Here is a 25,478-nt window from a genome sequence, read left to right on the forward strand (position 1 = left end):
GGCGGCCGCGTCCCCAGGGACGCGGCCGCGACCTTTTGGCGCCCCTGGCCTCCCCTTGCAGGGGCCTTTTGTAAACGACCCGTTTACCTTGCACTGGGTAAATCCTGCCTAGCGAAGGCGTGCTTCGGCGCGCAGCGGCTGGCGTTCTGTCGGGAACGTCGTTCAGGGGGTAGGGCGTCGGTTGGATAAGTTCCTCAGCGCGATTCAGAGGTTTGGCGTCGGCCGTCTGGCCGCCCTCGTGGGCGTTGTCGTCGGCGGGATCGCCGTGATCGCCGCCGTGATGATGATGATGAGCAAGCAGCCCAACGAGCTGCTGCTGTCCAATGTCGACCCCAAGGAATCCGCCGCCGCCACCCAGGCGCTCGACACCGCCGGCATCAAATACGAGACCAAGAGCGACGGCTCGACGATCTATGTCGCCCGCGACAAGGTCAACGCCGCCCGCCAGCTGATCTTCACCAAGGGCCTGGTGACCTCCGGTTCGGTCGGCTACGAGATTTTCGACACCAGCAGCGCGCTGGGCCAGACCGATTTCGTCCAGCAACTGAACCGCCAGCGCGCCCTGCAGGGCGAGCTCGAGCGCACCATCCAGGGCTGGGACGGCGTGCGCGCCGCCCGCGTCCACCTGGTGATCCCCAAGCGTCAGCTGTTCGAGGAAGACGCCGACAAGCCGACCGCCGCCGTCACCATCAGCACCGGCCGCGAACCGTCGAGCGACATGGTCCGCGCCGTCCAGAACCTGGTGGCCGGTTCGGTCGCCGGCATGAAGCCCGAGGCCGTCAATGTCATCGACCAGCACGGCAAGACGCTGTCCGCCGGCAATGACGCGAGCCTGGCCGGCAAGCTGGCCCAGGACGCCAAGAGCGAGGCCGAGGCCCGCGTCGCCAAGACCGTCAAGGAAATGCTCGACGGCGTGCTCGGCCCGGGCAAGGCGCGCGTCACCGTCAACGCCAAGCTCGACCTGAACCGCGTCACGGTCCAGGAGCGCAAGTTCGACCCGGACGGCCAGGTCATCCGCTCGGAAAGCACCAACGCCAACAACGCCAGCGAGACCCGCAACGACGACACCGGCGGCGTCACCTCGACCCAGAACATCCCGGGCCAGACCCCGAACGGCTTCCAGCCCCTGGGCTCCAAGCAGGACAGCAACGAGAGCGTCACCAACTACGAGATCTCGGAAAGCACCAAGACCACCGTCCAGGAGCCCGGCTCGGTGATCCGCCAGGACGTCTCGGTGGCCATCGACGGCGTCACCGCCCCTCCGGGCAAGGACGGCAAGCCGGGCGCCTACACCCCGCGCTCCGCCGCCGAGCTGGCCCAGCTGGAGCAGATGGTGAAGACCGCGGTCGGCTTCGACGCCACGCGCGGCGACCAGGTCTCGGTGGTCAATGTCCGCTTCCCGCAGCCCGAGGACCAGGGCCTGGGCAAGGCCGGCCTGCTGGACGGCATGGACAAGAACGACATCATGCGCTTCGCCGAACTGGCCGTGCTGGCCGTCGTCGCCCTGTTGATCCTGCTGTTCGCGGTCCGTCCGTTCCTGAAGAGCCTGATGAGCCCGCCGCCGACCCCGCTGGGCCTGGCGCTGGCGACCCCGGTGACGCGCATGGTCACGCTGTCGGACGGCACGACCCAGGAAGTGGTCGTCGACCAGATGGGCGAGACCATGGCGATCGCCGGTCCGGGCAGCGACATGGACCAGCGCATCGACATCGCCAAGATCGAAGGCCAAGTGAAGGCCTCGTCGATCAAGCGCGTCTCCGAGTTCGTCGACCGGCATCCCGAGGAATCGGTCGCCATCCTCCGCTCCTGGCTGCATGAGTCGGAGTAGGCGATGAAGACCTCCGTCAACGACGTCAAGAAGCTGGCCGGGCCCGAGAAGGCCGCGATCGTGCTGCTCGCCCTGGGCGAAGAGCACACCGCGATCTGGCAAGCCCTGGACGACGAGGAAATCAAGGAAGTCTCCCAGGCCATGGCCGGCCTGGGCACGGTCTCGGCCTCGGTCGTGGAAGAGCTGCTGGTCGAGTTCGTCTCGGGCATGAGCTCGACCGGCGCGATCATGGGCTCCTACGAGCAGACCCAGCGCCTGCTGGCGTCGTTCATGCCGCAGGACAAGGTCGACCAGCTGATGGAGGAGATCCGCGGTCCCGCGGGTCGCACCATGTGGGACAAGCTGGGCAACGTGAACGAGGCGGTGCTCGCCAACTATCTGAAGAACGAATACCCCCAGACCGTCGCCGTGGTGCTGTCCAAGGTGAAGTCCGACCACGCCGCGCGCGTGCTGGCCTCGCTGCCGGAGGACTTCGCCCTGGAATGCGTCACCCGCATGCTGCGGATGGAGCCGGTGCAGCGCGAGATCCTCGACAAGATCGAGCAGACCCTGCGCACCGAATTCATGTCGAACCTGGCGCGCACGTCCAAGCGCGACAGCCACGAGATGATGGCCGAGATCTTCAACAACTTCGACCGCCAGACCGAGGCCCGCTTCATCGCGGCGCTGGAAGAGCGCAACCGCGAGGCCGCCGAGCGCATCCGCGCCCTGATGTTCGTGTTCGAGGACCTGGCCAAGCTGGATCCGGGCGGCGTCCAGACCCTGCTGCGCGCCACCGGCAAGGAACAGCTGGCCCTGGCCCTGAAGGGCGCCTCGGACAAGCTGCGCGAGATGTTCTTCTCGAACATGTCCGAGCGCGCCTCGAAGATCATGCGCGAGGACATGGAGAGCATGGGTCCGGTCCGTCTGAAGGACGTCGACCAGGCCCAGGTCGCCATGGTGCAGGTCGCCAAGGACCTGGCCGCCAAGGGCGAGATCATGCTGGCCGGCGCCGGCGCCGAAGACGAACTGATCTACTAGGGGGATGGCTGAATGACCGACATGACCCCCAAGCGCTTCACCTTCGACACCGTGTTCGACGACCACGGCGGCGTGAGCGCGCCGCCGCGCGCGAAGAAGAATTTCACGGCCGAAGAGGTGGAGGCCGTCAAGGCCGAGGCCTACGCCGCCGGCGAGCAGTCGGCTGTCGCCCAGGCCGAGCGCGAGGCCGCCATGGCCCTGAACACGATCGGCCAGGCGATCCACGGCGCCTTCTCGACCCTGACCGCGGTGGCCCACGCGCATCGCGAGGGCTCGGCGATGCTGGCCTTGGCCTGCGGCCGGGCCATCGCCGACGCGGCCCTGGACCAATTTCCCGAGGCTCCGGCCCAGGCGGCCCTGGTCGCCCTGGCCCGCGAGGTCGAGGCCAGCCCCAAGCTGAGCGTCCGGGTCGCGCCGCATCTGGTCGAGCGCACCCAGGCCGCCCTGGAGCAGACGGCGCAAGCCATCGGCTTCCCCGGCCAGATCCTGGCCCGCGCCGACGCCCAACTGCCGGCCGCCGCCTTCCTCCTCGACTGGGGCGACGGCCGCGCGGCCTTCGACCCGACCGACGCGGCCGCCCGCGTCGCTCAAGCCCTCGAAGCCGCCATCGCGGCCGAGGGTCTCCACGCCGAACCCCTGCTGCCCGCTAGCGAAAGCTGATCGTCATGTCCGAAGACAATCTCACCCTCGACGAATTCGGCGGCTCGATGCTGGCCTCCGAGATGCCGGTCGAGCTCAGCGACAAGATCGCCTCCGACCTGGCGCCGGTGTTCGACGTCCCCGTCAACATCTCCGCCGTGCTGGGCCGGGCCCACATGTCGGTGGCCCAGCTGCTGCAGCTGTCGGCCGGATCGATCCTCGAACTCGACCGCAAGGTCGGCGAGGCGATCGACATCTATGTGAACAACCGCCTGGTGGCGCGCGGCGAGGTCGTCGTCGTCGACGAGCGGCTGGGCGTGACCATGACGGAAATCATCAAGGACGGCGACGCCGCCGGCTAACCGCCCCAAGTGGCGCTTTCGGGCGTCGAGTAAAGCTTAACCAGTTGAACTGCCGGGGTAAAACAGCCCCAACGGAGATAGAACGATGCGCCTCCTGGTCGTCGGAAAACTGAACGGACAGCTCTCGGTCGCCGTGAAAATGGCGATGAACACCGGGGCCAAGGTCTCGCACGTCGAAACGTGCGAAGCGGCGACCCACGCGCTGCGGGCCGGGCAGGGGGCCGACCTGATGATGGTCGAGTACACGCTCGACATCGCGGGCCTGATCGCCGCCAACGAGTCCGAGCGGATCCGGGTGCCGGTGGTGGCCTGCGGCGTCGACGCCGACCCGATGCGGGCCGCCGCGGCGATCAAGGCCGGAGCCAAGGAATTCATCCCGCTGCCGCCGGACGCCGAGCTGATCGCCGCCGTCCTGGCCGCCGTCACCGACGACAACCGACCGATGATCGTCCGCGATCCGGCGATGGAAGGCGTCATCCGCCTGGCCGACCAGGTCGCGGCGTCGGAAGCCTCGATCCTGATCACCGGCGAGAGCGGCTCGGGCAAGGAAGTGATGGCTCGCTACGTCCACGCCAAGTCGCGTCGGGCCAAGGCGCCGTTCATCAGCGTCAACTGCGCCGCCATCCCCGAGAACCTGCTGGAAAGCGAACTGTTCGGCCACGAGAAGGGCGCCTTCACCGGCGCCGTGGCCCGCCGGGTCGGCAAGTTCGAGGAAGCCAACGGCGGCACCCTGCTGCTGGACGAAATCAGCGAGATGGACACCCGCCTGCAGGCCAAGCTGCTGCGCGCCATCCAGGAACGCGAGATCGACCGTGTCGGCGGCGGCAAGCCGGTCAAGGTCGACATCCGCATCCTGGCCACCTCCAACCGCGACCTGGTCCAGGCCGTGAAGGACGGGACGTTCCGCGAGGATCTGCTCTACCGCCTGAACGTCGTGAACCTGCGCCTGCCGCCGCTGCGCGAACGTCCAGGCGACGTCCTCACCCTGTGCGAGCACTTCGTGAAGAAGTACTCGGCCGCCAACGGCGTCGCCGAAAAGCCGATCTCGGCCGAGGCCAAGCGCCGCCTGATCGCCCACCGCTGGCCGGGCAACGTTCGCGAGCTGGAAAACGCCATGCACCGAGCGGTGCTGCTGTCGCCGGGCGCGGAGATCGAGGAATTCGCCATCCGCCTGCCCGACGGCCAGCCCCTGGCCCCGGCTCCGGACGTCGCGGTGGCCCGCGGCGCCCAGATGGCGGCCGACGCCGTCTCGCGCACCTTCGTCGGCTCGACGGTGGCCGAGGTCGAGCAGCAGCTGATCATCGACACCCTGGAGCACTGCCTGGGCAACCGCACGCACGCGGCCAACATCCTGGGCATCTCGATTCGCACCCTGCGCAACAAGCTGAAGGAATATTCCGACGCGGGCGTCTCGGTGCCGCCGCCCCAGGGCGGGGTGGCCGCGGCCTAGGACCGTCTTGTGCACCGGCGGCCGCGACCATCGGTCCGGCGCCGGACATGGCTAATTTCGATTAAGACCCTGGTGACGGCGCGCAAATCGCTCCATCCGAAAGCCAGGCTACGGGATCGAAGATTTGAATGACTGACGCCGCCGTCCCCAAGACCGCCTCCTCGGTCCCCAGCGCCAAGTCGCTGTGGGAAGGGATCCTGCGCGGCGAAATGGGCCTGGCCCTGGGCGTCGTCGGGATCATCGTCCTGCTGATCATCCCGGTTCCGGCGATCATGCTGGACCTGCTGCTGGCCATCTCGCTGACCGGCGCCGTGCTGATCCTGATGACGGCGATCCTGATCAAGAAGCCGCTGGAATTCACCTCGTTCCCGACCGTCCTGCTGGTCGCAACCCTCTATCGCCTGGGCCTGAACGTGGCCTCCACGCGCCTGATCCTCGGCCACGGCCAGGAGGGCTCGCACGGGGCCGGCGCGGTCATCGCCGCCTTCGGCAACCTGATGATGCAGGGCAATTTCGTCATCGGGGTGATCGTCTTCATCATCCTGGTGGTGGTGAACTTCATGGTCGTCACCAAGGGTTCGGGCCGGATCGCCGAAGTCGCCGCCCGCTTCACCCTGGACGCCATGCCCGGCAAGCAGATGGCCATCGACGCCGACCTGTCGACCGGCCTGATCGACCAGGACACCGCCAAGCAGCGCCGCAAGGACCTGGAGCAGGAAAGCACCTTCTTCGGGGCCATGGACGGCGCCAGCAAGTTCGTGAAGGGCGACGCGGTCGCCGGCCTGATCATCACCGCGATCAACATCATCGGCGGCATCCTGATCGGCGTCGTCCAGCACAAGATGCCGCTCGGCGAGGCCTCGGCCTCCTACACCCTGATGACCATCGGCGACGGCCTGGTCAGCCAGATCCCGGCCCTGATCATCTCGATCGCCGCCGGCATGGTGGTGTCCAAGGCCGGCGTCGAAGGCAGCGCCAACAAGGCCCTGACCACTCAGCTGGCCATGAACCCGGTCGCCCTGGGCATGGTCTCGGCCTCGGCCGGCGTCATCGCCCTGATCCCGGGCATGCCGATCATCCCCTTCGCCGCGCTTGCGGTGGGCTCGGGATACCTGGCTTATCGCCGCGCCACCAAGGCCAAGGAGCCGGAGCCGCTGAGCGCCGCCGCCCTGGAGGCCGCCGCGGCCGCCGCCGAGCCCGAAGAGGAGCCGATCAGCGCCTCGCTGGCCATAGACGACGTCAAGATCGAGCTGGGCTACGGCCTGCTGACCCTGATCAACGACCTGGACGGCCGCAAGCTGACCGACCAGATCCGCGCCCTGCGCAAGACCCTTGCCACCGAGTTCGGCTTCGTCATGCCGCCGGTCAGGATCCTCGACAACATGCGCCTGGCCAACCAGGGCTACGCGATCCGCATCAAGGAGATGGAGGCCGGGGCCGGCGAGGTTCGCCTGGGCTGCCTGATGGCCATGGACCCGCGCGGCGGCCAGGTCGAACTGCCCGGCGAGCACGTGCGCGAACCCGCCTTCGGCTTGCCCGCCACCTGGGTCGAGGAAGCCATGCGCGAGGAGGCCACCTTCCGCGGCTACACCATCGTCGATCCGGCCACCGTGCTGACCACGCACCTGACCGAGATCCTCAAGGAGAACATGGCCGACCTGCTCTCCTACGCCGAGGTGCAGAAGCTGCTGAAGGACCTGCCCGAGGGCCAGAAGAAGCTGGTCGACGACCTGATCCCGTCGGTGGTCAGCGCCGCCACCATCCAGCGCGTGCTGCAGGCCCTGCTCAAGGAACGGGTCTCGATCCGCGACCTGCCGCAGATCCTGGAAGGCATGGGCGAGGCCGCGCCGCACACCGCTTCGGTCATCCAGCTGACCGAGCAGGTCCGCGCCCGTCTGGGCCGCCAGCTGTGCTGGGCCAACCGCGGCGAGGACGGCTCGCTGCCGATCATCACCCTGTCGGCCGAGTGGGAGCAGGCGTTCGCCGAGGCCCTGGTGGGTCCGGGCGAGGACAAGCAGCTGGCCCTGGCGCCCTCGCGCCTGCAGGACTTCATCCGCGGCGTGCGCGACGCCTTCGACCAGGCCGCCATGGCCGGCGACAGCGCCGTCCTGCTGACCAGCCCCGGCGTGCGGCCCTATGTCCGCTCGATCATCGAGCGCTTCCGCGGCCAGACCGTGGTGATGAGCCAGAACGAAATCCATCCGCGCGCGCGCCTGCGCACCGTGGGGATGGTCTAGGCTTCGACCAGGGCGCGCTCAGGGCTTCCGCCCAGAAAAAGCCTGGAAACGCCCCGAAATGGTCACGGGTTGTTACCGACTATTTCGGAACCGTTGCCGATAGGTCGCGTTCGGTTTGCAAGGCGGGGGCCTTCACGACGGAGCGCTACTGATGAAAACCAAGATCGCCATGTTCGCGGCCGCCGCGACTCTTTCCCTGGCCGGCGCGGCTTTCGCCCAATCGACGGCTCCGGCCGCCAAGCCGACTCAAACCCCGGCGACGACCTCGTCGACGACCACCACGACCACCGCGCCGGCTCAGACGATGCCGTCGACGGCGGCTCCGGCCACCACCCCGGCCGCGCCGACCAGCGCCCTGCCGGGCGCGCCGACCCAGTCGACCACCAGCAGCACGACCAGCACCACCAGCACGGCGGCTGACGCCGACGCGGCGGGCACCCCGTCCTCGGCCAATGTTGCCCTGGACCTGAAGGTCGGCTCCGAGGTCAAGGATCCTTCGGGCGCCGTGGTCGGCACGATCGCCGGCACCACCACGGGCGCCGACGGTTCGACCAACGTCGTCGTGACCAGCGGCGAGAAGAAGTTCGCCCTGCCCAAGGCCAGCTTCAGCGCCGCCACCACCGGCGGCCTGCAGACCACGGCCACCAAGGCGCAGATCGACGCCACCCTGGCCGGCGCCAAGCCGCAGTAACGGGCGACGTAACCAACGATCGTCCGCCTGACAGTTCTCTGGCGATCCGCAAGCCCGCTCGGCATTGCCGAGCGGGCTTCGCGCTGCTAGCGATGGGCCAGTACCCGGCGGAGCTCCCGCTGACATGAGGGGTGTCGGATGGCTCCGGCCAGAAATTCAAAGACGAGCGGCGCGAGCGGTCTGTTCTGGGACCTGCTGACGTTCGACCGTCTCGTCACGGGGCCGGTGATTCACCTGATCTACTGGGCGGGTCTCGGCGTCGTGGCGCTGTTCGCTTTCTCCGTGGTCGGCGCCGCCGTGGGCCTGGCGCTGAAGGAACCCGGTCTCCAGTCGCTGCTGCTGGCCTTCCCCGTGCTGGTCGCGGGCCTGCTGGTCGCCGCCGCCATGGTGCTGCTGTGGCGCGCCTTCTGCGAGTTCTACGTCGCCATCTTCCGGATCAGCGAGGATCTGCGCGCCCTGCGCCAGGCCAGCGACGCCGACCACGCCGTGGCCGCCGTCACCCGCCCGCCGACTCAGGCGCCCAAGCCGCTCGACTGAGCCCCGCGTCCTCTGTGACCAAATAGCGCGGTCCACGAAAATTCACCACGAGCCTTGAGGGCGGGGGTCGTTGTCGGCGTCTAAGCCGCAGGAGGCGTGTCGAGTCTCCTGCCGGAGACGCCTGTTGACCGCCGATCATGAACCTCACCTCGTCGACATCCACGTGGGCGCGCGCATCCGTTTGCGTCGCAAGGCCATGGGGCTGACGCAGACCCAGCTGGCCAACAGCGTGGGCATCACCTTTCAGCAACTGCAGAAGTACGAACGCGGGGCCAATCGCGTCAGCGCGTCCAAGCTCTACGGCATGGCCGTGACGTTGCAGATCTCGGTGGCCTGGTTCTTCGAAGGGATGGCGTCGTTGGAGGACTCGGGCGAGAGCGACCCGCGGACCCAGGCCGTCCTTCGCTTCATGGCCACCAAGGAGGGCGTGGAGCTGGCCTCGCTGGTGCCGCAGCTGCCGATGGCTCAGCGCCTGCAGATCCTGGCCCTGGCCAAGACGCTGAGCATGGACGACGAGGCGGAGCGGGCCGCGGGCTAGGTCCTGAACGCCCTGGCCAGGGCCGCCGCACCGGTCTTGGGCCGTCCGGCGTCGTCGAACGGCGCCGGAGCATCGGCCGCGTTCTCCTTCTTCAGCCAGGAGTCCTGGTCGCGCAGGCCCCACAGGGTGAAGGCGAAGCGCTGGCGTTCGGGCAGGGCCATGAAGGCCTCGGCGGTTTCGGCGTAGACGGCCGTCTGGCGGCGTCGCAGTTCGGCGCCAGACAGGAGCTTGTTTTCCGACCGGACCAGCGAGACGTCGAGCTCGGAGACGTGGATCGGCAGGCCCAGGCTGGCCAGGTCGCGGATCATCCGGGTGATCTGGCCCGGCGCGATGTCAGCCGCCACGTGCATCTGGGTTCCCAGGCCGGTCAGCGGCGCGCCCGAGGCCAGCAGGCGCTCGGCCAGCTTCAGGAAGGTGGCGCGCTTGGTCGGGTTGTATTCGAGATTGTAGTCGTTCAGCAGCAGGGTCGCGTGCGGATCGGCTTCGCGCGCCGTGCGATAGGCCAGGGCGATGTGCTCGAAGTCGCCCAGGCGGCGGGACCACAGGCTGTCGCGCCAGCCGGCGCCGTCCTCGGCCACCGCCTCGTTGACCACGTCCCAGCCGACCACCTGGCCGGCATAGCGGCCCGCGACGGCCAGGATGTAGTTGCGATAGGCGTCGGCGAAACCGATGCGGCTCTCGTCAAGCCGCTCGAAGGCTGGCGGGACCTGGGCGTACCAGATCAGGGTGTGACCCAGCAGGCCCATGCCGTGGGCGCGGGCGAAGGCGGCGATGCGGTCCGGAGCGTCGAAGCGGAAGGAGCCGTCCGGCCGGACGATGTACTCCATCTTCATTTCCCACTCGGGGGTCAGCTGGCTGGCCTCGCGGGCGAGCACGGCGGTCAGGGCCGGATCGTCCAGATGGAGCGCCTGGACGCAGCTTCCGATCCGGAACGGCGCGAGGCTCTTCAGCGGCGGCAGGTCGGCGGGCTGGCTCTGGGCGGTCTTGGGGCCGCAGGCGGTCAGGGCGAGGGCCGAGGCGACGACGGCGCGACGGGATATCTCCTCCCCCGTGGAGCGAAGCGTAACGGGGGAGGGGGACCGCGAAGCGGTGGAGGGGGCGTCGGAAGGGCAAGGTGTCGGCAGGACGCCCCCTCCGTCACGATGCGTATTCGCATCGCGCCACCTCCCCCGTTTCACGGGTGAGGAGTAGAGACTACCGTCCACCGACCGCCGCCCGGCGCAGGCCCAACTCGTCCAGGGCCGCCGTCTCCAGCTTGCCGATCAGCTTGGTCCTGGCGACCTTGGCCGCCTCGGCCACGTGCTCGTACTTCTTGAGGTTCTCGAAGGCCTGGGCCAGGGCGTCGCGGGCGCCGGCCTCTTCGATCAGGATCTGGTCGATCTCGAGCAGGGCCTGGTCGCGGCGGATTTTCGAGCCCTGGCGGAAGCCGATCATGTACCAGCCGGCCTCGACGTCGCCCTGGGCCTGCATCGCCTCCAGCTCGGACTGCGCGTCCAGGGTCGCGACCTTCATCTCGGCGGTCTGGCGGCGCTCGACGATCTCGGCCAGGCGCTTCTGCAGGGTCTCGACCTCGTGGTTCGAGATGCGGATCAGGGAGTCGGCCCACTTGGTCATTAGGCGGCGTCGCTCTGCAAGATGTGGGCGAGATAACCGAAGCTGTCGTCGAGGCTGGTGGCCTCGTCCTTGTCCTGGCCGAGGAAGGCCTCGACGGCGGGATTGAGCCGGATGGCGCGGTCGATGACCGGGTCGGCCCCGGCGCGATAGGCGCCGATGCGGATCAGCTCTTCCATGTTGGAATAGGCGGCCATGGTCTGGCGGGCCATCTTGACGACCTCGCGCTCTTCCGGGGTCTGGCAGCCGGGCATGGTCCGGCTGATGGACTTGAGGACGTTGATCGCCGGAAAGCGCCCGCGCTCGGCGATGGACCGTTCCATGACGATGTGACCGTCCAGGATGCCTCGGGTGGCGTCGGCGATCGGCTCGTTGTGGTCGTCGCCGTCAACCAGCACCGTGAACAGGGCGGTGATCGGGCCGGCGGTGGTGCCGTCGGCGCGGATCGGACCGGGGCCGGCGCGCTCGAGCAGCTTGGGCAGCTCGGTGAAGACGGTGGGGGTGTAGCCCTTGGTGGTCGGCGGCTCGCCGGCGGCCAGGCCGATCTCGCGCTGGGCCATGGCGAAGCGGGTCACCGAGTCCATCAGGCAGAGGACTTCTTGATCCTGGTCGCGCAGGTACTCGCAGATCGCCAGCGTCATGTAGGCGGCCTGGCGGCGGGTCAGGGCCGGCTCGTCCGAGGTGGCGACCACCACGATGGCGCGCTTGAGGCCTTCCTCGCCCAGGGTCTCCTCGATGAACTCGCGGACCTCGCGGCCCCGTTCGCCGATCAGGCCGACCACGACGGCGTCGCAGGTGGCTTCTTTCGCCAGCATCGACAGCAGCACCGACTTGCCCACGCCCGAGCCGGCGAAGATGCCCAGGCGCTGGCCGCGGCAGGTGGTGGTGAAGACGTTCATCGACCGCACGCCCAGGTCCAGGCGCTCGCCCACCCGGCCGCGGGCGTGGGCCGGCGGCGGGGCGGTCTTCAGGGGGTAAGGGACCTCGCCCTGCGGCAGCGGACCCAGGCCGTCGATCGGTTCGCCGAAGGCGTTGATGATGCGGCCCAGCCACGCCTTGGTCGGGCGGACCACGGCGCCTTCGGGCATGATGCGGATCACGGCGCCGGGGGCCACGCCCTCGACGGGGCCGAACGGCATCAGCAGGGCGCGGGTTTCGCGGAAGCCGACCACCTCGGCCGGCAGGACCGGCAGGCCCAGCCGCTCGATCTCGACCCGCGCGCCGACCGCAAGACGGGTCAGGCCGCCGCGCGCCTCGATCAGGAGGCCGTTCACGGCGGCGACGCGACCGAAGACGGTCAGCGGATCGATACGTTCGACGGCGGCGATCAGGCTACGCAAGCACAACTCCCGACGGCTCGAGGTCAAGCTTTGAACCCCGTGCGTTAATGGGGAGTGAAGTAGACCGACATGGTTAATCGGCTCTTGAGGATTGGCCTTAACGTCGCCGCCTGCGTCCTTATGACCATCCCCCGTTTCCGCTCATCCCGGCCTTCGGGATGAGCGGACCTGGACGTTAGGGCTTGGCCGCCAGATTGGCCTTGAAGAAGGCCGTCACCGAGGCGTTGAAATCGCGGTGGAAAGCCGCCCGGTCGAAGCTGGGATCGCTGTTGCACAGGAAGGCCAGGGTCTTGCGCGTGTAGTCGTTGCAAGGCGTCAGGAAGTCGAAATGCCGGGCCTTGGCCACCACGTGATAGTCGGCGTTCGGCAGGGACGCGCGGACGGCGGTCGCGTGGAAGGGATCGGGCAGGATCTCGTCGTCTTCGGCGCGCCACAGCTGGATGGGCTGGCGCAGGCCCTTCAGCGTTTCTGCCTTGAAGGCGTAACCCAGGGCGGGGGCGGCCGAGACCACGGCCTTGATCCGGTCGTCGTGGACCCAGTTGGCCAGCCCGCCCGGCGGCGGGGGCACGCGCAGCATCAGCTGGCAGTCGTAGTGGGTGGGATAGTCCCGGCAATGCGGCTGGATGCGGCTTCCGTCCAGCTCGCCGCCGGCCGCCGTCAGCACCGTGAAACCGCCGGACGAGAACCCGAAGGCGCCGACGCGGTCAGGGTCCAGGCGACCGTGATCGTCCCAGTCCTTCAGCATGTAGTCGATCAGGACGTGAAGCTGCCGGGGGCGGTTGGCCATGTCGGTGGCGCGGCTTTGGTCCTGGTAGTTGTCGCCGGTGTGGGTCAGGGCGGCGACGACGAAGCCGGCCTTGGCCAGGGCGATGGCGGTGTCGTAGTGGCCGCCGAACCAGCCGCCGTTGCCGTGCGACATCACCACCAGCGGCAGGCGGTCGCCGACGATCGGCGCGTTGGAGGCCACGGGCAGATCGTCCATGCCGCGTTCCGGCGCGGTGGCGGGAGTCATGGTCGGATACCAGATCCCGACCGTGATCGGCGGCCCCTTCGGGTCGGGCGCCATGACGACTCGGAACCCGACGTCGGTCGCCGGGCCAGGCGCCCGAGCCAAGGCGGACGCCGGGGCCAAGCTCAGGACGGCGAGGAGCGCCAGAACGAGGGAAAGGATCGAAAACCGTGGTCGCATCAGCGAGCTCCTGGAATGAAGGATGTCCGGCGATGACGCGGCGAACGCCGATCTTCCAGTGCTGTTGCGCGAACGGGCGAACGGGTTCGCGAACCGGCGAACCGCCGCTATACGAGAGCCATGACCTCCAAGGCCGCACTTCTGGGTTCACCGCGCGACTGGGCGATCGATTTCGCCGTGGCGACCGGGGTGGGCGCGTTCCTGGGCGTGGTCGGCCCGTATGGCAGCTTCTTCAACGGTCCCCTCGGCGTCCGCCTGGCCTACTGGATCGGGGTCATCTGGATCAGCACGGCGATCTTCGGCGTGATCGTGCGGCTGTCGCTGGCGGCGGGTCGACGCCTGGGCATGCCGCCGTGGTTCATGGCGGGGGTGGCGGCCCTGCTGGGCGCGGCGGTGCAGGCGGTGATCGTCGCCTGGATAGCGGTGGCGCTGTGGCCCCAACTGGCGAGCTTCACGCCGCTCATCTGGTACAGCCAGTGCCTGGCGATCTCGATCCCGCTGGTCAGCGCCTATCTGCTGATGCGGCCGCGCCTGCAGGGACCGGTCGGCGAGCCCGCGGTTGCGACGCCGATCACACGTTCCGGCCCCGCCGGGGAGGCCGAGGCCGGTCCGGTCTTGTGCCTGCGGATGGAGGATCACTATGTGCGGGTCCACACCCTGAACGGCTCGCGCCTGGTCGCCGGACCGTTCGAGCGGGTGATCGCCGGCATGACCCAGGAGGGGATGCGCGTGCACCGCTCGTGGTGGGTGGCCCGGGCGGCCGTGACCGGGGTGGTCGCCGACGGCCGCAACCTGCGTCTGACCCTGCGCGGCGACCTCACCGCGCCGGTTTCCCGCGCCTCCGTGGCCAAGCTTCGGGAAGCCGGCTGGCTGCCGCCGGAATCCGACGGCTAGGTCCGAGCTGAATCCGCCGCGACCGGACGTCGCGGACCTTGAGCGGCACGGGCTCGCCGACAGGGCTTCGGGCGTACGGTCAAGGCTGTAAATTTCTCGCGACAGAACGCCGCAATCGCGCCTCAAAGATGAACGGCGAGCCGCCTGAAGGCGTCTTCGGGCGGGCGATCTGGCCTCTACGGACCCGCAATTCCGGGCCTCTGGGCCAAAAGGAATCGGCTTGACGAACTGTCCACAGGCGCCTGCGACCATTGCGCCAAATGAGTCGCAGACCGCTTGCGCCCGATTCGCAAATCAGATTAACCATTTCTTCGACGAGATCATTCACCATTAACCTGTCTTAAATTAACTGTCCGGCAGAGTGCAGGACGGGTTTCACCGGCGGATTCCGCCTAGCTGTCGAATATTGCCGCCTAAGGGCGGGGAGGGCTGCATGCGCGTACTGTTGATCGAGGATGACAGCGCCACCGCGCAGACCATCGAGCTGATGCTGAAGTCTGAAGGCTTCAACGTCTACACGACGGATCTTGGCGAAGAGGGCGTGGATCTGGGCAAGATCTATGACTACGACCTGATCCTGCTGGACCTGAATCTGCCGGACATGAGCGGGCTGGACGTTCTGCGCACCCTGCGGGTGGCGAAGGTGAACACGCCGATCATGATCCTCTCGGGCAGCGCCGAGATCGACACGAAGGTCAAGACCTTCTCGGGCGGCGCCGACGACTACATGACCAAGCCGTTCCACAAGGACGAGATGATCGCCCGCATCCACGCGGTGGTCCGTCGTTCGAAGGGTCACGCCCAGTCGGTGATCAAGACCGGCGACATCGTCGTCAACCTCGACGCCAAGACCGTCGAAGTGAACGGCAACCGCGTGCATCTGACCGGCAAGGAATACCAGATGCTGGAGCTGCTCTCCCTGCGCAAGGGCACGACCCTGACCAAGGAGATGTTCCTCAACCACCTGTACGGCGGCATGGACGAGCCCGAGCTGAAGATCATCGACGTCTTCATCTGCAAGCTGCGCAAGAAGCTGGCGGCCTCGGCCCAGGGCAAGCACCACATTGAAACGGTCTGGGGTCGCGGCTACGTGCTGCGCGACCCGAACGAGCAGGTCGCCGCGGCCTAATCGCCGGCTGGAAGCCCGAAATCAGAGCGCCCGCCTCGAAGGAGGCGGGCGTTTTCTTTTTTACGGACAAGGACTTAACCCTGTCCGTGACAAATCGCCCGAAGCACCGAATAGTCCTTGCCCGAAGGTGGCGTCATCCGCCATTTTCCGGCGCGAGGTTTGCTGGGGGGCATCCCAGCCGTGTCATTTTGAACATACGCGGCATCGCTACCAGTCGGGGGCTACCAGTCGGGGGCTTGATGCAGGAATTCGATCCGAGACGGCCGACCTTGCGTCTGGCCCCGAAAATCTTCACCGCGATCGCCGGTCTGGCCGCTCTTGGCCTGGGCTGGAAGCTGACCGCGCTGGACGCGCCGGTGCAGGTGGTCAGCGCGCCGCTGGACGCCGGCGCCCTGGCCGCCCTGCAGCACGCGGCCTTCGCCAGCGCCGAGGCCCAGCCCGGCTTCGAGCGTCCGGAATCGATCCCCGTCAAGGTGCGTCCAGGCGAGACCCTGGAAGGCGCGGTGCTGCGCACCGGCATCGCTCCCAATGACGCCCATCAGGTGGTGGCCGCCCTGCAAGGCGCGATCGACACCGTCAACATCAAGGCCGGCATGGCCTTCGAGGCCGCCGTCGCCGAACGCCGCAACGGCCGCGCCGGCTCGGCCCGCCTGATCGGCCTGTCGATGCGCACCAGCCCATCCTCGACCCTGACCGTCTCGCGCACCTTCGACGGCGCGATGAAGCTGCGCGAGCTCGAGGAAAAGGTCACCGACGAGACCAAGGTCGCCTGCGGCGAGATGAAGGGGTCGTTCTACGAGAGCGTGGCCGACGTGGGCGGCACCCCGGCGGTGATCAGCCAGGCGGCCAAGCTGTTCTCGCACAAGATCGACTTCTCGCGCGACATCCACGAGGGCGACAAGTTCTGCCTGGTGTTCGGCCGCAAGGTCACCGAGAGCGGCCGCACGGTCGAGGCCGGCGACCTGGAATACGCCGAGGTCAAGGGCCAGAAGTTCTACGCCTTCGAACGGCCGGGCGAGGACGGCAAGCCGCAGTTCTTCGACGAGCTGGGCAAGAACATCAAAGGCTTCCTGCTGCGCACGCCGGTCGACGGCGCCCGCATCACCTCCACGTTCGGCATGCGCAAGCACCCGGTGCTGGGCTACACCCGAGGCCACAAGGGCGTCGACTTCGGGGCCGGCACCGGCACCCCGATCCTGGCGGCCGGCGACGGCGTGGTGCTGGAGGCCCGCCGCTGGAGCGGCTACGGCAACTGGCTGCGCATCCGCCATTCGGGCCAGTGGGACACCGGCTACGGCCACATCTCGCGCTACGCCAAGGGCATCAAGCCGGGCGTGCGCGTGCGCCAGGGCCAGGTGGTGGCCTATGTCGGCTCCACGGGCCTGGCGACCGGCCCGCACCTGCACTACGAGGTCTGGCTGAACGGTCAGCGGGTCAACCCGATCGGCGCCAAGGTGCCCCAGGGCACGATCCTGGCCGGCGGCGAGCTGTCGCGCTTCAAGGCCCAGCGCAACCACATCGACCAGATGCTGGCCGCCGGCGGCGACGCGCCGGCCGATCCGTCGGCGCCGAAGATGGCGCTGGCCTCGCTGGACAAGGGCAAAGGCCCGACGCTGCGGTAGCGCTACTGAAGGACGCGCGTCCAATAACCTTCGGGGCCTTGCTGGAGCAGCGTGAAATCATGCCGCCCCCTGTCGCCCGCCACGGCCAACGTGTGGCGATATCGCCGCCCGTCGGCGTCCGAGGCCAGGACGGCGTAGAAGCGTCCCCGGTTCGGCACGCCGTAGATGTTGGCCTCGCCGAAGCGTCCCTCGAAGCCGCCGCGCAGGATTTCCTTCTTGACCGTCACCGCCGCTTCGTCGCGGTTGGCCAGGAACAGGTCGATGGCGGCCTTGTCGTCCGACGGGATGCGGCCAAGAGTTCGGGCAAGACGCGGCCAGGCAAGGCGCGTGATCAGTGCGACGGCCAATAGGATCGACAGAGCGAGATAGGCGTAGATCATTTCGGCAGCATAGGGCGCAGCTTCACGACGCCAAGTGGTCGAGCCCGATATGAGTTCCTCCTTGCCCGAACGAAGGCTGGACGGCACAAGGGCGGCCTTCGTCGGACCCGGTCTTCCGGGTGGCTCGTCCGGGCGCCTATCCCTCGGAAACTCCAGAGACCGCGCTCAAACACTATGACCTTCCTGACCACCCTACGTCGCGAGTGGCTGGGCCAGCCGCGCGCCGACCTGTTGTCGGGCACGGTCGTGGCCCTGGCCCTGATCCCCGAGGCCCTGGCCTTCTCGTTCATCGCGGGCGTGGACCCGGCCGTGGGCCTGTACGCCTCGTTCGTGATCGCCATGACCATCGCCGTGGTCGGCGGCCGGCCGGCGATGATCTCGGCCGCCACGGGGGCGATGTCGCTGCTGATGGGCGGCCTGGTGCGCGACCACGGGATCGAGTTCCTGTTCGCCGCTAGCCTGCTGACCGGCCTGATCCAGGTGGCGATCGGCGTGCTGCGCCTGGGCCGCTACGTGCGGTTCGTGTCGAAGTCGGTGATGAGCGGCTTCGTCAATTCGCTGGGCATCCTGATCTTCCTGGCCCAGACACCGCAGCTGCTGCACGGCAACTGGCAGACCTTCGCCATGGTCGGAGCGGGCCTTGCGGTCATCTATCTGTTTCCGCGTCTGACCAAGGCAGTGCCCTCGCCCCTCGTGGCCATCCTGGCGCTCAGCGCCGTGGCGATCGCCTTCCACGTCGACGTCCGCACCGTCGGCGACATGGGCAAGCTGCCGACCACCCTGCCGGTGTTCCACCTCCCCGCCGTGCCCCTGACCTGGGAGACTCTGAGGCTCATCGCCCCGGTTTCGCTGACCCTGGCCTTCGTCGGCCTGTTGGAGAGCCTGCTGACCGCCAACCTGCTGGACGACATCACCGACACCCCGTCGGACAAGGACCGCGAGACGCGCGGCCAGGGGATCGCCAACATCGTCTCGCCTCTGCTGGGCGGGATGGCCGGCTGCGCGATGATCGGCCAATCGATGATCAACGTCACCTCCGGCGGACGCGGGCGGTTGTCGACCTTCTGGGCCGGCCTGTTCCTGCTGATTCTGATCCTGGTGCTGCGCGATTGGGTGGCCCGGATCCCGATGGCCGCCCTGGTGGCGGTGATGATCATGGTGTCGATCAAGACCTTTGACTGGGGTTCGGTGACGAACATCCGCTCGACCCCCGCGCAGTCCACGATCGTCATGTTGGCCGTCACCCTGACCGTGCTGGCCACCCACGACCTGTCCAAGGGCGTCGTTCTGGGCGTGGTGCTCAGCGTGATCTTCTTCGCCCGCAAGGTCGGCAAGGTGCTAGCCGTGCGCGAGATCGACACCGGCCCATCCTCAGAGGAAGAAGGGGCGGTGCGACGCTATGTGGTCACTGGCCAGATCTTCTTCGTCTCGGCCGACCTGTTCGCCGCCGCGTTCGAATTTCACGGCAAGCCGCGCCGGGTCGAGATCGACCTGACAGGCGCCCACCTCTGGGACCTGACCGCCGTCGCGGCGGTCGACAAGGTCGTGTTCCGCTACCGCCGCCAGGGCGCCGAGGTAGAGGTCATCGGCATGAACCAGGCCGCCGCCACCCTGGTCGAGCGGGTGGGTCGCCACGACAAGACCCACCTGCCGGAGGGCGCGGGGCACTCGGCCTGAGCTTGACCATCGCCGTCGCCCGTCCCATCCCTGGGCGATGAAAGCGCTTCCGGCCCTCAAGCCCGATTCCGACGAGATGCTGCACCTCGACGCCCTGCGCATCGTCGGGGCGCTGATGATCGTGGTCTTCCACTTCAACCGCTACATCAACCTGGATGGGCGCTGGCAGGTGGCGGACGACATGATCAAGGGCTTCAGCCTGATCGTGGACCTGTTCTTCCTGATCTCCGGCTACGTCATGGCCGCGATCTACACCGGCCGGCTGACCGGCTGGGACAAGTACGGGACCTTCCTGAAGAAGCGGGTGGCCCGGCTGGGGCCGCTGCACTGGGCGACCATGCTGGTGTTCGTCGGCGTCTGGGCGGCCGGGGTGATGGGCTGGGGCGGCGACGTCGATCCCAAGCGCTACGACCTGTCGTGCATCGCCCCGAACGTGCTGTTCGTCCACGCCTGGCGCGTCTGCCACGCCCAGACCTGGAACTTCGTCAGCTGGGCGATCAGCGCCGAGATGGGGATGTACTTGGCCCTGCCGCTGCTGTTCTGGATCACCGGGCGCGGGCGGGTCGTCACGGCCCTGGTCGCGGTCGCCAGCTTCGTGATCCTGCTGCTGAACCCGGACGGCCAGATGCCCTTCCACCAGTGGACCTGGAACTTCGGGGTGCTGCGCGCCGTGCCGGGCTTCCTGCTGGGCATGCTGGCCTTCCAGCTGCGCGCGCCGCTGGGCCGGCTGCCGTTCGCGCGGGTCTGGATGTGGGGTCTGCTGGCGGTCTTCCTGGTCGCCTCGACCTTCCGGATCGAGCGGACCCTGCTGCTGCTGATCGTCTACGCCCTGGGCCTGGCCGGGGTCGCCGCCGACGCGGCCGGTTCGCAAGGCGGGGTCAGCCGCCGCCTGGCGCCGTGGGCCCAGCTGAGCTTCAGCCTCTATCTGCTGCATCCCATCGCCCTGAAGATGGGGATCAACTGGGTCGGCGTGGCCCGCCTGCACCTGAACGGCGATGCCCTGCGGCTGTGGGTGCTGCTCTGGGTGCTGGCGCTGATCCCGGCGGCCTATCTGTCGCTGGTGCTGTTCGAGCGGCCGGCGCGGGACTGGATCTCGGGGTTGGGCGCGAAGAAAACCCTCTCCCAGAGGGAGAGGGAGGGGCCCGCCGCGTAGTCGGGGGAGGGTGAGGGGTTACACCCTCACCGATTTCACACGGGCGCTCTGCCGGCACGCCGTCGAACGCAGAACCCCCTCACCCTCCCAAGCTTCGCTCGGGCCCCTCCCTCTCGCCACGGGAGAGGGTTTCAGCTCATGCTGTCCACCCACGCCGGCAACTCCCCGATCGACCCCAGCTCCACATACCGCCCGTGGTCCTTGGGCGCGGTCGCCGCCTCGTGGGCCCAGACCAGCGGGTAGGGGATCAGGGCCGCCCAGGCGCCGGCCTCCAGGGCCGGGATGATGTCGGACTTCACCGAATTGCCGGCCATCACCGCCCGCTCCGGTCCCGAGCCGTGGCGGGCGAAGACCCGGCGATAGGTGTCGGCGTCCTTTTCCGAGACGATTTCGACGGCGGCGAACAGGTCGCCCAGGCCCGAGGCGGCCAGCTTCTGCTCCTGGTGCAGCAGGTCGCCCTTGGTGATCAGCACCAGGCGATAGCGTTCCGACAGCGTGGCCAAAGCCTTTTCGACGCCGGGCAGCGGCTCGACCGGCTCGGTCAGCATCTCGCGGCCGGCCGCCAGGATCTGGCGGATCACCCCGATGCTGACCTGGCTGTCGGTCAGGTCCATCGCCGTCTCGATCATCGACAGGGTGAAGCCCTTGGCCCCGTAGCCGTAGAGCCGCAGGTTGCGCTTCTCGGTCTCGGCCAGCTTGGCGTCGATCTGTTCGGCGTCGCCATAGGGCGCCAGCAGCTCGACGAACCGCTTGTGGGTCAGGCGGAAGATGGTCTCGTTGTGCCAAAGGGTGTCGTCGGCGTCGACACCAACGGTGGTGACGGGGCCGACAGTGGTGACGGGCATGAAAGGCTCTCCGGTCTCGGCCGGGTGATACGCCGCGTCGCGGCCCTAGGCAAAGGCTCGAGGGAAGGCGCTCAGTCCTTCTTGCCGCCTTCGCTCTGCTCCTCGTCTTCGGTGTCGGTTCGGAACGTGCGCTCCTCGAGCTTGAGGCGCTCCTCCTCGAACCGGTTGGTCAGGTGGAGCATCTGCTCGGTCAGGTTCGCCGAAACGGTCGTGGCCGGTTCTTCGGCGGGATCATCAAAGGAATTGGACATTCAAAGGTACAGGCACAGTTGGAAAGCGCCCCCTCCCCACACCGTCCTAACGGCGTCGGCTTCCCGACGTTCCTAAGGCCAAGATAGGTTTTTGCGGGCCTAGAAGCTTTGCGCGACGAAGATCGCCGCGGCGACCGACGCGGTGACCACAAGCAGGACGCGCAGGCTCGTCTCGGCCAGGCCGGGCCAGCGGGCGGCGGCGATGCGGGCGGCGCGGGTGCTCATGGGATCGACTCCTTTGAAGCTTGACCATGAGCTTCAAGGAATTAACGCGCCGCCGACGCCGATGGATGCGGCCCTGCGACAAGTTGTTCCAGCCGGGGCGCCGAAGAGACTAAGCGCCCCTCAGGCCCAGGAGGGCGGCGCGGGCTGCGAGGGCCTGGACGGCGGCGGCCGCACGCTGGCGCAGGCCGGATGGGCCTTGTAGACGCGCTTCAGCGAGGCGGGGAACCGGTGCAGGGCGGCGGCGGGGCGGATGGGCCGGGCCGAGAGGTCGCCGCCGCAGTTGGGGCAGACCCCGGAGAATCGTGTCTCCACGCAGTCGGCGCAGAAGGTGCATTCGAAGGTGCAGATCCGCGCGTCCGGGCTGTCGGGCGGCAGGTCGCGATCGCAGCACTCGCAATTGGGGCGCAGTTCGAGCATGGGCCGTCCTCCCGTGTTCTAATGCTTATTGTGGCGCTTAACCCTTCCAGCATAAGGGCTCCGGGGCTTCCCGCGCGAGGGGACTCTTTCACCGATCACGGGAATGTGGGCGGGCGCCCCGACTCCCGTGATCGAAGGGGTTGACCCCCCACCTTTAGACCCCTAGACACGCCGCCGTTTGCGCGGCGGGTGGGGGTTACTCCCAGCCCGCCTTTTTGCGACAATGATCGGCCTATTCCGGCCCCGCGTTTCTGGAGGCGCTTTCCGAGATGTCCCAAGACCTTCTCCCCGGCGTCACTGGTGTTCTGGCCCTGGCCGACGGCACGATCCTGCAAGGCGTCGGCTGCGGCGCGGTCGGCGACGCGGTCGGCGAGGTGTGCTTCAACACCGCCATGACCGGCTACCAGGAGATCCTGACCGACCCCTCCTACATGGCCCAGATCGTCGCCTTCACCTTCCCGCACGTGGGCAATGTCGGCACGAACGTCGAGGACCTGGAGCAGATGGCCGGCGGCGCCGAGACGGCCGCCCGCGGCGCGATCTTCCGCGACGCCCCGACCGACCAGGCCAACTGGCGCGCCGACAGTGACTTCGACGGCTGGATGAAGCGTCGCAACATGATCGGCCTGGCCGGCGTCGACACCCGGGCCCTTACCCGCAAGATCCGCGAGACCGGCATGCCGCACGGCGTGATCGCCCACTCGCCGGAGGGCAAGTTCGACCTCGACGCCCTGGTCGCCAAGGCCAAGGCCTGGGCCGGGCTGGAAGGCCTGGACCTGGCCAAGGACGCTTCGACCACCCAGACCTTCACCTGGGACGAGGGCCTGTGGTCGTGGCCGGAAGGCTACGCAAAGCTGGACAAGCCCAAGTACGAGGTCGTGGTCCTGGACTACGGCGTCAAGCGCAACATCCTGCGCGCCTTGGCCCATGTCGGCGCCCGCGCCACGGTGGTGCCGGCCAACACCTCGGCCGAGGACATCCTGGCCCGCAATCCCGACGGCGTGCTGCTGTCCAACGGCCCGGGCGACCCGGCCGCGACCGGCGAATACGCGGTGCCCGAAATCCAGAAGCTGGTCGCCAGCGGCAAGCCGGTGTTCGGCATCTGCCTGGGACACCAGATGCTGGCCCTGGCGGTGGGCGCCAAGACCGTGAAGATGGAGCAGGGACACCATGGGGCCAACCACCCCGTGAAGGACCTGACGACCGGCAAGGTCGAGATCGTCTCGATGAACCACGGCTTCACCGTCGACAGCGCTTCGCTGCCGAAAGCGGTCACCGAGACCCACGTCTCGCTGTTCGATGGCACCAACGCCGGCATCGCCCTGACCGACAAGCCGGTGTTCAGCGTCCAGCACCACCCCGAAGCCTCGCCGGGGCCGACGGACAGCCTCTACCTGTTCGAACGGTTCGCGGGCCTGATGGACGCGGCGAAGTAGGACGTCTCTTCTCACCCTCTCCCATGGGGAGAGGGAGGGACCCAAGCGAAGCTTGGGAGGGTGAGGGGGTAAACCGTCCGACGGCGTGCCGGCAGGGCGTTCGCGGGAAATCGGTGAGGGCGTAGCCCCTCACCCTCCCACCGCTGCGCGGCGGGCCCCGCCCTCTCCCTCTGGGAGAGGGTTTTCTTTTAAGTCCCGAACTGGATGAACGGGACCTTGTTGAACAGCTCGCGCTCGGCGCCGCGCGGGTCGTCCTCCAGGCGCGAGACATTGTCGAACACCATGGTCTGCCGTCTCGGCAGCTCATAGGGCTGCCAGTTGGGCAGCGACGAGGTGTTGGGGTTGCCCGTCCGCGCGAAGGCGATGAAGGCGTCGGCCAGGCGCTCGTGCATGGCCACCGCGTCCGGACCCGAGCCGGTGATCACGCCGGGCGCGTCGAAATTGCCGAACACCAGCTGCATGTCCAGCGTGTGGGGCGCGCCCCAGACGCCGCCGTCCTTGGGCGCGCGCCAGTTCAGCTGGTAGGCCCAGGCGGGGACGCCGGCCTTGGCGCGTTCCTCGTCCTGGATGATCGCCGCCTTCCACGAGCGGCCAGCGGTCGCCGCCGCGAAATAGACGTCCGACGGCGAGTAGTTCGGATAGATCTTGCGGTAGGCCGCCACCACCGTGGCCGGGTCGATGTCGACGCGGGCGTTGAACTGGCTGGGCAGCTTGGCGATCACCTGTTCCCAGGTTAGGTCCAGCAGGCTCTTGTCGTAACCCACGAAGCCGCGCACCTCGTCATGGGTGTTGCCGCACATCATCGGCACCGACAGGCCCACCGGCGAGGCGTCCGGGAAGAACGGGTGGCGGGTCAGGGTCCGCTCGTCCAGCACCGGGCCCATATAGACCCCGCCGCCGCCGGCGATCGGGTCGACCGCCTTCAGGCCGCCCAGGAAGGTCTCGGCGGGCAGGGCGCGCAGGGCGGCCAGGTCCTTGATCCCCAGCTTGTCGATGAAGCCCTTGGCGCGCTTTGTGGCGTTGAACGGGCCGGCGGCGGTGACCTGCTGGCCGCTCATGGTGGCGGCGCGGTGGAACAGGCCCTTGGCGGTCGGCATGGCCATCAGGGTGGCGATCTTCGCGCCGCCGCCCGACTGGCCGAACAGCATGACGTTGCCCGGATCCCCGCCGAACGCGGCGATGTTGTCGCGCACCCATCGCAGGGCCAGGACCAGGTCCATCTGGCCGGTATTGCCGCTGTCGGCCACCGACGGATCGTCGAACAGGCGGGGCAGGTAGAGGTAGCCGAAGGCGTTGAGCCGGTGGTTGACCGTGACCACCACCACGTCGCCGCGCTTGGCCAGCTTCGTCCCGTCGTACCAGGGGCTGGCGCCCGAGCCGGTGTTATAGGCGCCGCCGTGGATGTAGAACATCACCGGCCGCTTGACGCCGTCGGCCAGCCCGCCCGTCTTGCCGGCCTTGGCGGGCGTCCAGACGTTCAGGAACAGGCAGTCCTCGCTCTGCGCCTCGCCGTCCTCGCCCTTGCCCTGCGGGCAGGCCGCGCCGTAGGCCAGGGCGTCGGCGACGCCGGTCCAGGGCTTGGGCGGCTGGGGCGGCATGAAGCGTCCCGCTCCACCGGTGTCGGCCCCGTAACGCAGGCCCTTGAACACCTGGACGCCGTCGCCGCCGGCGCCGCGCACCTTGCCGTGGGTGGTGGCCACGACCGGGCCGGGTTTGGCGGCGAGGGCGGGGGTGGAGGCCAGGGCGAGGGCCGCGCCCGCGCCGGCGATCAGGCCGCGACGATCGACGTGAGGGTGATCCATGAGCTTCCTCCGACGCGGTTGGGCTCGCGTTCGGTGGAATCGCTACCACGGATCATGACACCGGTGACATCCACTTTTTGGGCCGTGCGATGGGCCTGAGTTCCTCCCCTGTGGGGGAGGTGTCGGCGAAGCCGACGGAGGGGGGAGTTTGCCGAGGTGGGTCTGCTCCCCCCACCGGCGCCTTCGCGCCGCCTCCCCCACAGGG

General features: G+C 68.3%; 26 protein-coding genes and 1 other annotated feature. Of the genes, 16 read left to right on the plus strand and 10 right to left on the minus strand.

All coding sequences use genetic code 11. The features are described 5' to 3' along the window. Positions 1-181: 181 nt before the first annotated feature. The 9 genes from fliF (at position 182) to ASD38_RS16960 (ending at position 9,302) form a co-directional block, all read left to right on the plus strand. Positions 182-1,828, plus strand: a complete 1,647-nt coding sequence (fliF, locus tag ASD38_RS16920; RefSeq protein ID WP_056439430.1) for a flagellar basal-body MS-ring/collar protein FliF — start codon at positions 182-184, stop codon at positions 1,826-1,828. 3 nt (positions 1,829-1,831) lie between these two features. Continuing rightward, a complete protein-coding gene (fliG, locus tag ASD38_RS16925; protein WP_056439433.1) occupies positions 1,832-2,848 on the plus strand; it encodes a flagellar motor switch protein FliG in 1,017 nt (338 codons plus the stop codon). A gap of 12 nt (positions 2,849-2,860) precedes the next feature. Beyond that, positions 2,861-3,508: a FliH/SctL family protein gene (locus ASD38_RS16930; protein ID WP_056439436.1), complete on the plus strand. Its 648-nt coding sequence runs from the start codon at positions 2,861-2,863 to the stop codon at positions 3,506-3,508. 5 nt (positions 3,509-3,513) lie between these two features. Further along, a complete protein-coding gene (gene fliN, locus ASD38_RS16935) occupies positions 3,514-3,849 on the plus strand; it encodes a flagellar motor switch protein FliN (RefSeq protein ID WP_035072446.1) in 336 nt (111 codons plus the stop codon). Between the two features lie 85 nt (positions 3,850-3,934). Then, a complete protein-coding gene (gene flbD, locus ASD38_RS16940) occupies positions 3,935-5,299 on the plus strand; it encodes a sigma-54-dependent transcriptional regulator FlbD (RefSeq protein WP_056461772.1) in 1,365 nt (454 codons plus the stop codon). Between the two features lie 128 nt (positions 5,300-5,427). Then, a complete protein-coding gene (flhA, locus tag ASD38_RS16945; protein ID WP_056439442.1) occupies positions 5,428-7,536 on the plus strand; it encodes a flagellar biosynthesis protein FlhA in 2,109 nt (702 codons plus the stop codon). A gap of 151 nt (positions 7,537-7,687) precedes the next feature. Beyond that, entirely contained in the window at positions 7,688-8,227 is a 540-nt protein-coding gene (locus tag ASD38_RS16950) for a hypothetical protein (protein ID WP_056461775.1), read from the plus strand. 138 nt (positions 8,228-8,365) lie between these two features. Continuing rightward, positions 8,366-8,764, plus strand: coding sequence for a DUF4282 domain-containing protein (locus ASD38_RS16955; RefSeq protein ID WP_056461779.1), 399 nt, complete (start codon positions 8,366-8,368; stop codon positions 8,762-8,764). Between the two features lie 124 nt (positions 8,765-8,888). Continuing rightward, entirely contained in the window at positions 8,889-9,302 is a 414-nt protein-coding gene (locus ASD38_RS16960) for a helix-turn-helix domain-containing protein (protein WP_056461782.1), read from the plus strand. Here ASD38_RS16960 and ASD38_RS16965 read toward each other — a convergent pair. After that, entirely contained in the window at positions 9,299-10,342 is a 1,044-nt protein-coding gene (locus ASD38_RS16965; protein WP_200941410.1) for an endo-1,4-beta-xylanase, read from the minus strand. The genes ASD38_RS16960 and ASD38_RS16965 overlap by 4 nt on opposite strands. On the opposite strand from ASD38_RS16965, the gene ASD38_RS23980 reads away from it, so the two are divergent. Further along, positions 10,341-10,493 (plus strand): hypothetical protein, encoded by a 153-nt coding sequence (locus ASD38_RS23980; RefSeq protein ID WP_156390757.1) that lies wholly within the window; start codon positions 10,341-10,343, stop codon positions 10,491-10,493. The two genes, ASD38_RS16965 and ASD38_RS23980, sit on opposite strands and share 2 nt — an antisense overlap. A 3-nt stretch (positions 10,494-10,496) precedes the next feature. Here the strand turns inward: ASD38_RS23980 and ASD38_RS16970 are convergent, their stop codons facing one another. From ASD38_RS16970 to ASD38_RS16980, 3 genes are all read right to left on the minus strand, one after another. After that, complete coding sequence (locus ASD38_RS16970) at positions 10,497-10,916, minus strand: hypothetical protein (RefSeq protein WP_056439453.1); 420 nt, start codon at positions 10,914-10,916, stop codon at positions 10,497-10,499. Beyond that, positions 10,916-12,253, minus strand: coding sequence for a flagellar protein export ATPase FliI (gene fliI, locus ASD38_RS16975; protein WP_056439456.1), 1,338 nt, complete (start codon positions 12,251-12,253; stop codon positions 10,916-10,918). Before fliI ends, ASD38_RS16970 begins: the two co-directional genes overlap by 1 nt. Before the next feature lie 175 nt (positions 12,254-12,428). Further along, positions 12,429-13,319, minus strand: a complete 891-nt coding sequence (locus ASD38_RS16980) for an alpha/beta hydrolase family protein (RefSeq protein WP_235523864.1) — start codon at positions 13,317-13,319, stop codon at positions 12,429-12,431. A 243-nt stretch (positions 13,320-13,562) separates the two neighbouring features. Here ASD38_RS16980 and ASD38_RS16985 point away from each other — a divergent pair, with 243 nt between their 5' ends. From ASD38_RS16985 to ASD38_RS16995, 3 genes are all read left to right on the plus strand, one after another. Continuing rightward, complete coding sequence (locus tag ASD38_RS16985; protein ID WP_056461787.1) at positions 13,563-14,336, plus strand: LytTR family DNA-binding domain-containing protein; 774 nt, start codon at positions 13,563-13,565, stop codon at positions 14,334-14,336. A gap of 433 nt (positions 14,337-14,769) precedes the next feature. Further along, on the plus strand, positions 14,770-15,465 hold the full coding sequence (gene ctrA, locus ASD38_RS16990) for a response regulator transcription factor CtrA (protein WP_056439464.1): 696 nt from the start codon (positions 14,770-14,772) through the stop codon (positions 15,463-15,465). 239 nt (positions 15,466-15,704) lie between these two features. Next, positions 15,705-17,087, plus strand: a complete 1,383-nt coding sequence (locus ASD38_RS16995; protein WP_056439467.1) for a M23 family metallopeptidase — start codon at positions 15,705-15,707, stop codon at positions 17,085-17,087. Between the two features lie 2 nt (positions 17,088-17,089). Here the strand turns inward: ASD38_RS16995 and ASD38_RS17000 are convergent, their stop codons facing one another. After that, on the minus strand, positions 17,090-17,467 hold the full coding sequence (locus ASD38_RS17000; RefSeq protein WP_056461790.1) for a hypothetical protein: 378 nt from the start codon (positions 17,465-17,467) through the stop codon (positions 17,090-17,092). Positions 17,468-17,567: 100 nt separating this feature from the next. Further along, positions 17,568-17,620 (plus strand) — a sequence feature (sul1 is cis-regulatory element that is thought to sense ions involved in sulfur or methionine metabolism; They are found in Alphaproteobacteria). 21 nt (positions 17,621-17,641) lie between these two features. On the opposite strand from ASD38_RS17000, the gene ASD38_RS17005 reads away from it, so the two are divergent. Together ASD38_RS17005 and ASD38_RS17010 are read left to right on the plus strand one after the other, a co-directional pair. Beyond that, on the plus strand, positions 17,642-19,144 hold the full coding sequence (locus ASD38_RS17005) for a SulP family inorganic anion transporter (protein WP_200946016.1): 1,503 nt from the start codon (positions 17,642-17,644) through the stop codon (positions 19,142-19,144). Between the two features lie 37 nt (positions 19,145-19,181). Further along, positions 19,182-20,297: an acyltransferase family protein gene (locus ASD38_RS17010; protein ID WP_056439471.1), complete on the plus strand. Its 1,116-nt coding sequence runs from the start codon at positions 19,182-19,184 to the stop codon at positions 20,295-20,297. Between the two features lie 131 nt (positions 20,298-20,428). Here ASD38_RS17010 and ASD38_RS17015 read toward each other — a convergent pair whose 3' ends face one another. From ASD38_RS17015 to ASD38_RS17025, 4 genes are all read right to left on the minus strand, one after another. Then, positions 20,429-21,142: an HAD family hydrolase gene (locus ASD38_RS17015; RefSeq protein WP_056461793.1), complete on the minus strand. Its 714-nt coding sequence runs from the start codon at positions 21,140-21,142 to the stop codon at positions 20,429-20,431. A gap of 71 nt (positions 21,143-21,213) precedes the next feature. Next, positions 21,214-21,393 (minus strand): hypothetical protein, encoded by a 180-nt coding sequence (locus ASD38_RS17020; protein WP_056439477.1) that lies wholly within the window; start codon positions 21,391-21,393, stop codon positions 21,214-21,216. Between the two features lie 99 nt (positions 21,394-21,492). Then, on the minus strand, positions 21,493-21,618 hold the full coding sequence (locus tag ASD38_RS24930; protein ID WP_268761006.1) for a hypothetical protein: 126 nt from the start codon (positions 21,616-21,618) through the stop codon (positions 21,493-21,495). Positions 21,619-21,738: 120 nt separating this feature from the next. After that, the gene (locus ASD38_RS17025; RefSeq protein ID WP_056439480.1) at positions 21,739-22,035 is read right to left on the minus strand and encodes a DUF1272 domain-containing protein; all 297 of its coding nucleotides are present in this window, start codon (positions 22,033-22,035) and stop codon (positions 21,739-21,741) included. Between the two features lie 269 nt (positions 22,036-22,304). Here ASD38_RS17025 and carA point away from each other — a divergent pair, with 269 nt between their 5' ends. Further along, positions 22,305-23,471 (plus strand): glutamine-hydrolyzing carbamoyl-phosphate synthase small subunit, encoded by a 1,167-nt coding sequence (carA, locus tag ASD38_RS17030; RefSeq protein WP_056439482.1) that lies wholly within the window; start codon positions 22,305-22,307, stop codon positions 23,469-23,471. A 188-nt stretch (positions 23,472-23,659) separates the two neighbouring features. Here carA and ASD38_RS17035 read toward each other — a convergent pair whose 3' ends face one another. Beyond that, a complete protein-coding gene (locus tag ASD38_RS17035; RefSeq protein WP_056461795.1) occupies positions 23,660-25,273 on the minus strand; it encodes a carboxylesterase/lipase family protein in 1,614 nt (537 codons plus the stop codon). Positions 25,274-25,478: the final 205 nt, after the last annotated feature.

The sequence above is a fragment of the Caulobacter sp. Root487D2Y genome, assembly GCF_001427165.1.
GTDB lineage: Bacteria > Pseudomonadota > Alphaproteobacteria > Caulobacterales > Caulobacteraceae > Caulobacter.